This is a genomic window from Ramlibacter henchirensis (genome assembly GCF_004682015.1).
GTDB lineage: Bacteria > Pseudomonadota > Gammaproteobacteria > Burkholderiales > Burkholderiaceae_C > Ramlibacter > Ramlibacter henchirensis.
In genome coordinates this window covers 2,144,995-2,156,842 of record NZ_SMLM01000001.1, presented here as the reverse complement: position 1 = coordinate 2,156,842, position 11,848 = coordinate 2,144,995, and the positions used below count along the sequence as shown (strand labels likewise).

General features: G+C 67.6%; 13 protein-coding genes. 7 read left to right on the top strand and 6 right to left on the bottom strand.

The window, feature by feature from the left end; genetic code table 11:
* Positions 1–7: 7 nt before the first annotated feature.
* Positions 8–928, bottom strand: a complete 921-nt coding sequence (gene rsmI, locus EZ313_RS10685) for a 16S rRNA (cytidine(1402)-2'-O)-methyltransferase (protein ID WP_135263135.1) — start codon at positions 926–928, stop codon at positions 8–10.
* On the opposite strand from rsmI, the gene EZ313_RS10680 reads away from it, so the two are divergent.
* From EZ313_RS10680 to EZ313_RS10665, 4 genes are all read left to right on the top strand, one after another.
* Positions 928–1,326, top strand: coding sequence for a YraN family protein (locus EZ313_RS10680; protein ID WP_135263134.1), 399 nt, complete (start codon positions 928–930; stop codon positions 1,324–1,326). The genes rsmI and EZ313_RS10680 overlap by 1 nt on opposite strands.
* Positions 1,327–1,387: 61 nt before the next feature.
* On the top strand, positions 1,388–1,987 hold the full coding sequence (locus EZ313_RS10675; RefSeq protein ID WP_135263133.1) for a phosphoheptose isomerase: 600 nt from the start codon (positions 1,388–1,390) through the stop codon (positions 1,985–1,987).
* The gene (locus tag EZ313_RS10670; protein WP_135263132.1) at positions 1,984–2,595 is read left to right on the top strand and encodes a BON domain-containing protein; all 612 of its coding nucleotides are present in this window, start codon (positions 1,984–1,986) and stop codon (positions 2,593–2,595) included. Before EZ313_RS10675 ends, EZ313_RS10670 begins: the two co-directional genes overlap by 4 nt.
* 156 nt (positions 2,596–2,751) lie before the next feature.
* Positions 2,752–4,005: an NHL repeat-containing protein gene (locus EZ313_RS10665; protein WP_135263131.1), complete on the top strand. Its 1,254-nt coding sequence runs from the start codon at positions 2,752–2,754 to the stop codon at positions 4,003–4,005.
* A gap of 70 nt (positions 4,006–4,075) precedes the next feature.
* Here the strand turns inward: EZ313_RS10665 and EZ313_RS10660 are convergent, their stop codons facing one another.
* The 4 genes from EZ313_RS10660 to EZ313_RS10645 form a co-directional block, all read right to left on the bottom strand.
* Entirely contained in the window at positions 4,076–4,978 is a 903-nt protein-coding gene (locus EZ313_RS10660; RefSeq protein ID WP_135263130.1) for an NAD(P)-dependent oxidoreductase, read from the bottom strand.
* 32 nt (positions 4,979–5,010) lie between these two features.
* A complete protein-coding gene (locus EZ313_RS10655; protein ID WP_135263129.1) occupies positions 5,011–5,430 on the bottom strand; it encodes a tautomerase family protein in 420 nt (139 codons plus the stop codon).
* Positions 5,431–5,580: 150 nt separating this feature from the next.
* A complete protein-coding gene (locus EZ313_RS10650) occupies positions 5,581–6,717 on the bottom strand; it encodes a PilT/PilU family type 4a pilus ATPase (RefSeq protein WP_135263128.1) in 1,137 nt (378 codons plus the stop codon).
* 28 nt (positions 6,718–6,745) lie between these two features.
* Positions 6,746–7,789, bottom strand: a complete 1,044-nt coding sequence (locus EZ313_RS10645; protein WP_135263127.1) for a type IV pilus twitching motility protein PilT — start codon at positions 7,787–7,789, stop codon at positions 6,746–6,748.
* A 43-nt stretch (positions 7,790–7,832) separates the two neighbouring features.
* Between EZ313_RS10645 and EZ313_RS10640 the strand changes: the two genes are divergently transcribed.
* The 3 genes from EZ313_RS10640 to EZ313_RS10630 are packed head-to-tail and all read left to right on the top strand — an operon-like array spanning position 7,833 to position 10,514.
* On the top strand, positions 7,833–8,522 hold the full coding sequence (locus EZ313_RS10640) for a YggS family pyridoxal phosphate-dependent enzyme (protein ID WP_135263126.1): 690 nt from the start codon (positions 7,833–7,835) through the stop codon (positions 8,520–8,522).
* A gap of 56 nt (positions 8,523–8,578) precedes the next feature.
* Positions 8,579–9,382 carry an alpha/beta fold hydrolase gene (locus tag EZ313_RS10635; RefSeq protein WP_135263125.1) on the top strand — a complete coding sequence of 268 codons (804 nt, stop codon included), beginning with the start codon at positions 8,579–8,581 and terminating at the stop codon, positions 9,380–9,382.
* A 1-nt stretch (position 9,383) separates the two neighbouring features.
* Complete coding sequence (locus tag EZ313_RS10630; protein WP_240788584.1) at positions 9,384–10,514, top strand: PAS domain-containing sensor histidine kinase; 1,131 nt, start codon at positions 9,384–9,386, stop codon at positions 10,512–10,514.
* Positions 10,515–10,516: 2 nt separating this feature from the next.
* Here the strand turns inward: EZ313_RS10630 and EZ313_RS10625 are convergent, their stop codons facing one another.
* A complete protein-coding gene (locus tag EZ313_RS10625; protein WP_135263124.1) occupies positions 10,517–11,767 on the bottom strand; it encodes a glycoside hydrolase family 1 protein in 1,251 nt (416 codons plus the stop codon).
* Positions 11,768–11,848 lie beyond the last annotated feature (81 nt).

Below are 11,848 nucleotides of genomic sequence, written 5' to 3'. Positions count from 1 at the left end.
ACTTAACCTAATCGCCGGCGCTCTCGTTTTTCAGCCGGAGCGCAGCTTCATACAGTGCGTTGCGCGGCGCGCCGGTGATCTCCGCGGCCAGCTTCACCGCGGTCTTCACCGGCAGCTCCGGCAGCAGCAGGCGCAATACGCGCTCGCCATCGTCCTGGTGCGCAGCTTCGGCAACCCCGTGCAGGACCAGGGCGAACTCGCCGCGCGAGCGCTGCGCGTCCGCCGCCAGCCAGCCGCCCAGCGCCGAACAAGGCAGGGTGGCGATCTCCTCGAACTGCTTGGTGAGCTCGCGGCCCACCGTCATCACCCGATCGCCCAACGCAGCGAGCGATCGAGCCAGGGCCTCGATGCGATGCGGCGCTTCGAGCAGGACCACCGCGCGAGGCTCGGCCGCGAGCTGCGCGACGGCGGCCTCGCGCTCGCCCGCCTTCACCGGAAGGAACCCGGCAAAGACGAACCCGCCCTCGCGCGTGCTGCCCGCGGCGCTCAGAAGCGTGGTGATGCTGCTCGCGCCCGGCAACGGCACGACCCGATGCCCCGCTTCGCGGACCGCAGCGACAAGCCGCGCACCGGGGTCGCTGACGGCCGGCGTGCCCGCATCGCTCGCATAAGCAACACGCTCACCCGCGCCCAGCCAGCCGATCACCCGCGCGGCGGCTTCGGACTCGTTGTGCTGGTGCAGCGCCAGCAGCCGGTCGCCCGCGCGATCGATGCAGTACGCGCGTAGCAGCGCCTGCGTGTGACGCGTGTCCTCGCACGCGATGCGGTCCGCCAGCTCCAGCACATGCAGGGCGCGCAGGCTGATATCCGCCAGGTTGCCGATGGGCGTGGCAACGACATACAGCGCACCCTTCGGATAATCCTGCGCACCGGCGGCGTCGCGGGCGGCGTTCAGCGCGGCGGCGAATGAGGAGGCGCTGGCAGGCAATGGGAACTCCACGCGGTTGGACCAGGAACACGCCGGCGCCGACGTCCGGCAACAAGGCGGCGGGCGACGCGGCCGAGGATCGCGCGTTGCGGCACCTGCTGGAAGCCGGGCTGCGGCTGGTCGCCCGCAATTATCGGACGCCGGGCCGCGGCGGCGGCGAGATCGACCTGGTGATGCGCGACGGCGCGACGCTGGTGTTCGTCGAGGTGCGGCGGCGTTCGCGCAGCGACTTCGGCGGCGCGGCAGCGAGCGTCGGCTTCATCAAGCAACGCCGCATCATCTTCGCGGCGCGGCACTTCCTGCTGCGACTGGCAGCACCGCCGCCCTGCCGCTTCGATGTCGTCGCGGTGGAGCCGGACCAGGTCCACTGGCTGCGCGCGGCATTCGAGGCCGGCTGAACGGATCGACACAAAGCCGCGCCACCGGAACGGAAAGGGGCGCGCGCTATCATCCCCGCCCATGCTCGAACAACGGATTCAGCAGCACTTCATCGACAGCGCCGACCTGAAATACCAGGCGGCGCAGACGCTGAGCAAGCCCATCGCCGCCGCCGTCCAGGCGGTGCTGGCCTGCGTCACCAGCGGCGGCAAGGTGCTGGCCTGCGGCAACGGCGGCTCGGCCGCGGACGCGCAGCATTTCTCGGCGGAGTTCGTCGGCCGCTTCGAGCGCGAAAGGCCCGAGCTGGGCGCCATCGCGCTGACGACCGACAGCTCCATCCTCACCGCCATCGCCAACGACTACGACTACCAGCGCGTGTTCTCCAAGCAGGTGCGCGCGCTCGGGCAGGCCGGCGACGTGCTGCTGGCGCTGTCGACCAGCGGCAATTCCGCCAACGTGATGGCCGCCATCGAGGCGGCGCACGAGCGCGAGATGTCGGTGGTCGCCCTCACCGGACGCGGCGGCGGCAAGATCGGCGCGATGCTGCGGGAGACCGACGTGCACATCTGCGTGCCGCACGAGCGCACCGCCCGCATCCAGGAAGTCCACATCCTCGCCCTGCACTGCATCTGCGACGGCGTGGATGCCCAATTGCTCGGAGAACAGGAACCCACTACATGACGTTTGCCTCGCATCGCTTTGCCCTCGTTTCCATTGCGGCCGCCACGCTGGCCGCGACGCTGTCCGCCTGCGCGCCGCTGGTGCTCGGCGGCGCCGCGGTCGGCACGATGGTGGCGGTCGACCGGCGCACCTCCGGCGCACAACTGGAAGACGAGGGCATCGAGCTGCGCGCCGCGGCGCGCCTGCGCGAAAACGTGGCCGGCCACATCAACGTGAACAGCTACAACCGCCAGGTGCTGCTGACCGGCGAGGTGCCGCGCGAGCAGGACAAGCAGCTCGTCGAGCAGATCGTCTCGCGCGTGGAGAACGTCAAGGGCATCGTCAACGAACTGGCCGTGATGGGCATCTCCTCGCTCGCGCAGCGCTCGGCGGACACGCTGACCACCGGCAAGGTGAAAGCGGCCTTCGTCGACGACAAGGAACTGTCCGCCAACGCCTTCCGCGTGGTCACCGAACGCGGCACCACCTACCTGATGGGCCGCGTCACGCAGCGCGAGGCCGACCGTGCGACGCAGGTCGCGCGCAGCGTCGGCGGCGTGCAGCGCGTGGTACGCGTGTTCGAGATCATCACGGAGGAAGAACTCCGGCAGATCGTGCCGCAGCGCTGAGCGTCAGCGCGCCACGCCAAGGACAAGGGGCCGCTTTCGCGGCCCTCATCGTTTCAGTTCCAGCACGACGTGCACGGACGGAACCAATGACCTAAGTGGCTCGACCAGAGGAGAAGCATGTGAAAACCTCGACGCCTTCATGGAACCGAGGAGCACATGTTCATGACCAGACACTTGCAACTGCGAGCCATCACGATCTCTTGCACGTTGGCGGGTATTGCAGCCTGCGGTGGTGGTGGAGGTGGGGAAGCGCCCACCATCCCGGCCGTCACCGTCCTAGGCCAAGCTTCATTCCAGGCCAATCAGAGCAACCAGGGAGGCGCCGTTGCGGACAACACGCTGGACAACCCGATTGGGAACGTCACGCTTTCGGAAAGCGGGACATTGTTTGTTCCGGATACGTTGAATGGTCGCGTCCTCGGCTACCGCAAAGTGCCTGAACAGAACAATGCGCCCGCGGACTTCGTGATCGGCAAATTGAATCTGTTTGCCCCGACAAGCGGGACCGTCTCCAAGACTGATTTCAACTCACCCTACTCCGTCTCGATCGCCAAGGGCAAGATGGCTGTCGCTGATCGCTTTGCGAACCGCGTCTTGATCTACTCGGAAGTGCCCTCGTCGAACGCACAGCCCGCAACGTTCGTCGTTGGGCAGTCCAGTCCAACTGCCCAAGACAGCTTGGGATGCAGCCGCGTTGGGCTCAGTGCGCCTCGGTCTGCCGTCCTGACACCCAACGGGAAACTGGTGCTCGCCGACCTGGAACATCACCGCGTCCTGATTTGGAACAATGTGCCGCAAGCGGACCTGCAGCCCGCCGACGCGGTCGTGGGTCAACCCGATTTCACCAGCTGTGCCGCGAACGCGGGCGCTGCCGGACCCGGCGCGGAAACCCTCAACGAGCCGGACGCGCTCTGGAGCGACGGCGAGAAACTGATCGTGGCCGATAGCCTCAATCACCGTGTCCTCATCTGGAATCGGATGCCGGCCGATAGCGCCGAACGCTTCAAGCCTGCCGACGTCGTACTGGGACAGATCAGCTTCTCAGGCAGCGCGCCGAACGATGCGGGAGGCGACGGAATCAAGGATGCAGCCCCTGGCGCGTCCACCTTCAACACTCCCAGGGCCGTTCATTCGGACGGCGTACGACTCGCCGTCGGTGATACGGGAAACCATCGAGTGCTGATCTGGAACACGATCCCCACGTCCTCAGGCACCCCGCCCGATCGCGTGATCGGGCAGGCCGATTCCGGACATGGTGCACCGAACGACGGGAATCGAGACGGGGCGGAGGACCCGACCCCTACCGAAGCAGTATTCAAGGCGCCGCGTGGCGTGTATCTCGATGGACAACGGCTGTTCGTCAGCGACACGATGAACCATCGCGTGCTGATCATTCGGCTGGATCGATGAGCGAGAGCCCGTAAGCGAGCACGCCACAACGGAGAAGGGGCCGCTTAGCGGCCCCTTGTCTTTCATCCGTTCACCTGATCCGTTTGATCAGCGACGACGTATCCCACCGCTTCCCGCCCATCTCCTGCACGTCCGCATAGAACTGGTCCACCAGCGCCGTCACCGGCAGGCGCGCGCCGTTGCGCTTGGCCTCGTCGAGCACCAGGCCCAGGTCCTTGCGCATCCAGTCCACCGCGAAGCCGAAGTCGAACTTGCCGGCGATCATGGTCTTGCCGCGGTTGTCCATCTGCCAGCTCTGGGCGGCGCCCTTGCCGATCACCTCGAGCACCTGCTCCATGTCCAGGCCGGCGCGCATGCCGAAAGCGATGCCTTCGGACAGGCCCTGCACCAGGCCCGCGATGCAGATCTGGTTGACCATCTTGGCCAGCTGGCCGGCGCCGCTCGGGCCCAGCAGCGTGAAGGCGCGAGAGAAGGCCATCGCGACGGGCCGCGCGGTCTCGAACGCCTTCGCGTCGCCGCCGCACATCACGGTCAGCATCCCGTTCTGCGCGCCCGCCTGGCCGCCGGACACCGGCGCGTCGACGAACTGCAGCCCCTTGCCCTTGGCCACCTCCGACAGCTCTCGCGCGACGTTGGCCGAGGCCGTGGTGTGGTCGACGAAGATGGTGCCGGGCTTCATGCCCGCGAAAGCGCCCTGCTCGCCCAGCACCACGGTGCGCAGGTCGTCGTCATTGCCCACGCAGCAGAACACGATGTCGCAACCCGACGCGGCTTCGCGCGGTGTCGGCGCCGAACGCCCCTTGAACTCGCCGGTCCAGGCCTGCGCCTTGGCGGCGCTGCGGTTGTAGACCGTCACGTCGTGCCCCGCCAGCGCGAGGTGGCCCGCCATCGGGAAGCCCATCACGCCCAGGCCCAGGAAGGCCACCTTGCGCGGCGCGGTGGGTTCGTACGTCTTCGGATTGGTGCTCGGCATTCGTCGTCCTCGAAGGAATGGAACGTCGGATTCTAGGAGCCGCCCCGCGTGGTGGGCGGCTGCCGGTCGATCAGCGCGTACTGCGCCAGCCCGTTGCCGAACGACCAGTTCTCGCGCGCCGTCTCGAGCAGGTTGATGATCACGTCCTCGCGCCGCAGGCCGGCGCCGGCGGCGACGTCCTCCGCGATCCGGGCGTAAAGCGCCTCCTTCAGCCCGACCGTGCGGCCCGGCGAGCAGACGATCTGGACGAAGGCGACCTTGTCGGAATGGTCGACGCCGAGGAATGTCGGCGTGCACACGATCTCGCCAGGCGGGCGGCGCGCGACCACCTGGAACATGTCGTCCTGCGGCACGCTGAACACCTCGACGAGCGCCTGGTGCACGGCGCGCGATGCGGCGGCGGCTTCGGTGGCGGAGGCGGAAGCGGGAAGGTCGATGCGGACGAGGGGCATGGCTTTCTCCTGGCAGGTTCGTGGGCCGTCCACTGTGCCGCGATCGGAGAAACCCGTCCGCCGGCACAGCGGCTGCGTTTCTGGCAAAAGCGGGGGCCGGAAAAGAAAAAGCCGGGCGAGCCCGGCTTTGCGGCAGTCCGGGCCGTCGCTTCAGACGATCGCCAGGTGCTCCGTGCCCGACGACAGGTCCTGCGATTTCGCCCGCTGCGAATTGAGCTTGATCTGCAGGCGCAGGTCGTTCACCGAGTCGGCGTTGCGCAGCGCGTCTTCGTAGGTGATGACGTTGTTCTCGTACAGGTCGTACAGCGCCTGGTCGAACGTCTGCATGCCCAGGTTGCGGCTCTTCTTCATGATCTCCTTGATCTCGGTCACCTCGCCCTTGAAGATCAGGTCGCTGATCAGCGGGGTGTTGAGCATGATCTCCACCGCCGCGGAACGGCCCTTGCCGTCCTGCTTGGGAATCAGCCGCTGCGAGATCATGCCCTTGAGGTTGAGCGACAGGTCCATCAGCAGCTGGGCGCGGCGCTCCTCGGGGAAGAAGTTGATCACGCGGTCCAGCGCCTGGTTGGCGCTGTTGGCGTGCAGCGTGGCCATGCACAGGTGGCCGGTTTCGGCGAAGGCGATGGCGTGCTCCATCGTCTCGCGGTCGCGGATCTCGCCCATCAGGATCACGTCGGGCGCCTGGCGCAGCGTGTTCTTCAGCGCCGCTTCCCAGTTGTCGGTGTCCAGCCCCACCTCGCGCTGCGTGATCACGCAGTTCTTGTGCGGATGCACGAATTCCACCGGGTCTTCGATGGTGATGATGTGCCCGTAGCTGTTCTCGTTGCGCCAGTCGATCATCGCGGCCAGCGTGGTCGACTTGCCCGAGCCGGTGGCGCCCACCAGGATCACCAGGCCGCGCTTGGCCATCACCACTTCCTTGAGCACCTGCGGCACGCCCAGCTTGTCGATGGTCGGCAGGATCTGCGGGATCACCCGCAGCACCATCCCCACCTTGCCCTGCTGCACGAAGGCGTTGACGCGGAAGCGGCCGATGCCCGGCGGCGAGATCGCGAAGTTGCACTCCTTGGTGCGCTCGAACTCCGACGCCTGCTTGTCGTTCATGATCGAGCGCGCCAGCGCCAGCGTGTGCTGGCCGGTCAGGGGCTGCGGCGACACCTTGGTGACCTTGCCGTCGACCTTGATCGCGGGCGGGAAGTCGCCGGTGATGAACAAGTCGCTGCCATTGCGGCTGACCATCAGCTTGAGCAGGTCGTTGATGAATTTGCTGGCCTGGTCGCGTTCCATGTGTGCTCGCTCCTTTGTCGCTCGCCCCTTACCCGGGGAAGTTCTCGGGGATCTTCGCTTTGGATCGCGCCTCGGCCGGGCTGATCACGTTGCGCTTGACCAGATCGATGAGGTTCTGGTCCAGCGTCTGCATGCCGAAGTTGTTGCCGGTCTGGATGGCGGAATACATCTGCGCCACCTTGGCTTCGCGGATCAGGTTCCGGATGGCCGAGGTGCCGATCATGATCTCGTGCGCCGCCACGCGGCCGCCGCCGTCCTTGGTCTTGCAAAGCGTTTGCGAGATCACCGCCTGCAGCGATTCGGACAGCATCGCGCGGACCATCTCCTTCTCCTCGGCCGGGAACACGTCGATGATCCGGTCGATGGTCTTGGCGGCGCTGGAGGTGTGCAGCGTGCCGAACACCAGGTGGCCCGTTTCCGCCGCCGTCATGGCCAGGCGGATGGTTTCCAGGTCACGCATTTCGCCCACCAGGATGCAGTCCGGGTCCTCGCGCAGCGCGGACTTCAGCGCGGCCGCGAAAGACAGCGTCATCGGCCCCACCTCGCGCTGGTTGACCAGGCACTTCTTGGACTCGTGCACGAATTCGATCGGGTCTTCCACCGTCAGGATGTGGCCGTACTCGGTCTCATTGAGGTGGTTGATCATGGCCGCCAGCGTGGTGGACTTGCCCGAGCCGGTCGGGCCGGTCACCAGCACCATGCCGCGCGGCTTGAGCGCCAGGTCCTGGAAGATCTTGGGCGCGTTGAGCTGCTCGAGGCTGAGGATCTTGGAGGGAATCGTCCGGAACACGGCCGCCGCGCCGCGGTTCTGGTTGAACGCGTTGACGCGGAACCGCGCGAGCCCTTCGATCTCGAACGAGAAGTCGCACTCCAGGAACTCCTCGTACTGCTTGCGCTGCGTGTCGTTCATGATGTCGTACACCATGGCGTGGACCTGCTTGTGGTCCATCGGCTCCACGTTGATGCGCCGCACGTCGCCGTGCACGCGGATCATCGGCGGCAGCCCGGCCGACAGGTGCAGGTCCGACGCCTTGTTCTTCACGCTGAAAGCCAGCAGCTGGGTAATATCCACGAGCCCCTCTTGACGTTTTGATACGAATCCTCGCCGGCCGATTATGACCAGCATCGGTCACAACCTCCATACCGTCCGTGAGCGGATCGCGACCGCCTGTGCCCGCGCGCAACGCCCGGCGGAAGAAGTCACGCTGATGGCCGTCTCGAAAACCTTCGGTCCCGAGGCGGTCCGCCAGGCGCACGAAGCGGGCCAGCGCGCCTTCGGCGAGAACTACATCCAGGAGGCGGTGGAGAAGATGGCGCTGCTGTCAGACCTGCCGCTGGAGTGGCACTGCATCGGCCCGATCCAGAGCAACAAGACGCGGCTGGTCGCGCAGCACTTCGACTGGGCGCACACGGTCGACCGGCTCAAGATCGCGCAACGGCTCTCCGAGCAGCGGCCGCAGGGGAAGCCACCGCTGCAGGTGTGCATCCAGGTCAATATCGACGGCGGCACAAGCAAGTCCGGCGTCCTCCCGGACGAAGCCGCGGACCTGGCCCGCGAAGTGGCACGGCTGCCCGGCCTGCGGCTGCGCGGCCTGATGACGATCCCCGAACCCGCGCCGGACTACGAAGCGCAGAAGGCAGTGCACGACCAGGCCGCCGACCTGTTCCGGCGGCTGCGCGAAGCGGGCCTCGAGCTGGACACGCTGTCGATGGGGATGAGCGCGGACCTGGAAGCGGCCATCGCCGCCGGCAGCACGATGGTGCGGGTGGGCACCGCCATCTTCGGCGCACGACCGCGCCCCTGAGAGCCGCCTGTGGCGCCCTGTGGAAGAATCGATCTCCACTCACGCGTCAGGGCCTGATGAGCACACAGAAGCGCAACAACGTCCACGTGGCCGGCTCCGGTCCGCTCACGATGGTCTTCGCCCACGGCTTCGGCTGTGACCAGAACATGTGGCGCAGGATCGCGCCGGCCTACGCCTCTCGCTACCGTACGGTGATGTTCGACCTGGTCGGCAGCGGCGGCTCCCAGCTCTCCGCCTACGACCGCGCCAAGTACGACAGCCTGCACGGATACGCCGACGACGTGGTCGAGATCGTCGAGGAGTTCGCGCAGGGCCCGGTCATCTTCGTCGGCCACTCGGTCAGCGCGATGATCGGCCTGCTGGCCAACCTCAAGGCGCCGGAGCGCTTCGCCGCCCAGGTGATGGTGGGGCCTTCGCCCTGCTACATCAACGACGGCGACTACCACGGCGGCTTCGAGCGCCAGGACATCGAGGGTCTGCTCGAGACGCTGGAGAGCAATTACCTGGGCTGGTCCAGCAACATGGCGCCGGCCATCATGGGCGCCCCCGAGCAGCCCGAACTGAGCGAGGAGCTGGTCAACAGCTTCTGCCGCACCGACCCCGACATCGCCAAGCACTTCGCCCGCGTCACCTTCCTGTCGGACAACCGGGCCGACCTGCCGAAGCTGAAGTCCCCCACCCTCATCATGCAGTGCAGCGAGGACATCATCGCGCCGCGCGCGGTGGGCGACTACATGCACCGCATGCTGCCCAACAGCCGGCTGGTGCTGATCGACAACTTCGGCCACTGCCCGCACCTGAGCGCGCCCGGTGCGAGCACGGCTGCCATCGACGCCTTCCTGGCAGCCGAAGGCCTCTGACGTGCCTGGCGGGGCGGCGCTGCCGGCGGAACTCCAGCGGGCGCTGGACGAGGCGCCCTGCGGGCTGCTGCGCACCGACGCGCAGGGGACCATCCTGCGCGTGAACCTCACGTTCTGCCGCTGGGTCGGGTACGAGCGCGAGGAGCTCCTGGGCCGCAAGCTGCAGGACCTGCTGACCGTCGGCGCGCGCATCTTCCACCTGACGCACCTGGCGCCGCTGATGCAGATGCAAGGCTCGGTCTCCGAGGTCAAGCTGGAGATCGTGCCGCGCAGCGGGAGCGCCATTCCGATGGTGCTCAACGCGCAGCGGCACGAGACGCCCCAGGGCGCCTATTCGGAGCTGGCGCTGTTCGTCGCCCGCGACCGCGACAAGTACGAACGCGAGCTGCTGGCCGCGCGCTCCCGGCTGGAGCAGCTGCTGGCCGAGGGCCGGAAGCGCCAGGACGAAGACCGCGAGCGGGCCCAGATCGCCGAGCAGATGGTCGGCATCGTCAGCCACGACCTGCGCAACCCGCTGCAGACGATCCAGATGGGCGTGCTGCTGCTCACCAGGGGCGGCGTGTCGCCGCACCAATTGAACGTGCTGGGCCGAGTGAGCCGCGCCGCCGAGCGCTCGCACCGGCTGATCGCGGACCTGCTGGATTTCACCCAGGCGCGCCTGGGCCGCGGCATCGCGGTGCATCCCGCGCCGATCGCGCTGCACCAGGCGATCGCCGACGCCCTCGACGAGCTGGGACAGGCGTTCCCCGGGCGCGAGCTGGTCCATGAGGCCGAGGGCGAAGGCGAATGCGCGGCAGATCCCGACCGCATCGCGCAGCTGCTGGGCAACCTGGTCGGCAACGCCATGGCGTACGGCCAGGCGGACGCGCCGGTGCGCGTGCGTTCGGTGATCGGGCCGCGGGCCTTCGAGTTGTCGGTGCACAACCGCGGAGCGCCCATCCCGCCCTCGCTGCAGGCCCACCTGTTCGAGCCGCTGGTGCGCGGAACGGCGGCGAGCGGCGCGACCCGAAGCGTCGGACTCGGCCTCTTCATCGTGGGCGAGATCGCCAAGGCGCATGGCGGCCGCGTGGCCGTCACCTCCAGCGAGGAACAGGGCACCACCTTCACCGCCAGCTTTCCGCGCGGCAGCTGACCTCAGTGCCAGTTGGCGTCCGGCTTCGGCGCGAGCCGCCGCGCCGCGTCGATCACGTCCTGCAGGTCCACCGGGTCGCTGAAAGGGTCCTCGTCCAGCCGGGTCACCCGGTTCAATTCCTTCTGCCAGCGCCGCAGTTCGTCGACGTAAGGGCCATGCGGCACGCGGCGCAGGCCGTCCTCGCACTCGACCAGGTCGCAGATGCCGTTGTGCAGCCACTCGCCGGTGTGCCAGTCGGGCATGTCCACGCCGGGGAAGAGGCACACGCCGTGCAGGTCCATGCCCTGGTTGACGGCGGCCATCGACTCTTCCATCACGTCGCGCAACCAGTCGGGCCGGCCCTTGCCCATGCCGCTGGTCTCGCCGATCAGCATCGGCCGGCGGTAGCGCTCCCACACGCGGCGCAGCAACTCGCACAGGGGCACGATGCCGGGATGGTCCGGCGGCAAGGCCTGGTGCGGCCCCTGCTCGCGGTACTCCATCTGCCCGAACGAGTAGTTGTTCGCACCCACGATGTCCAGGATCTCCGGCGTGCCGCCCAGCTCCGGATGCGCCTTGCCGCACAGCATGTCCCAGGCCAGGTAGGTGTCGACAAAGGTTTCGTGTTCGGCCGCTTCCTTCTGGTCGGGCCGGTCGGCCGGCGCGACCACCTGGACCAGCGGATCGACGTGGATCATGCGGGCGTCCGGAATCACCTCGCGGATCGCCTTGACGCCTGCGATCGCCGCGCGGCACAAGGCCACCCTCAGCCGCTCGCGCGTGGCACGGTCCTTTCCGTACGGCGCGACCCAACCCCACTCGCCGCCGCAGAAGGCGAAGAAGGTGATCTCGTTGATCGGCGTGAAGAAGTACGGGCCGGGCAGTTCGCCTTGCACGTGCCGCGCGGCGGCGCGGCAGTACTCGGCAAAGCGATCGCTGAACGCATCGGCGAAAGGATCCGCATCGTCCGGGTAGCCGTAGTGGCACAGGTCCCAGACCGGCGTGATTCGCGTCTGCCGCATCGCTTCGACCATCGGCTTGATGCAACTGAAGTCGTAGCGGCCGCCGCCCTGGTCCGCCATCGGCCAGGGGATGCCCTCGCGGGACACGGCGATGCCCAGGTCCCGCAACACTTCGTAGTCGCGCAGCGCGTTCTCGCGGTGGTGCGTCTCCGCGACCAGGTCGCGGCGCCGCCCGTCCTTCCAGCGGAAGGTCGAGCATTCGAAGCCCGAGAGGAAGAAGGTGGGGAAGATCCCAGGGTGCCGCGCGTTCATCCGGCCAGTGCACCACAGCCGCGCAGCCCGCGGGCCACACGCCGCTGTTCCGAAATGCAAAAACAGCGCGGCGCGGTAGAG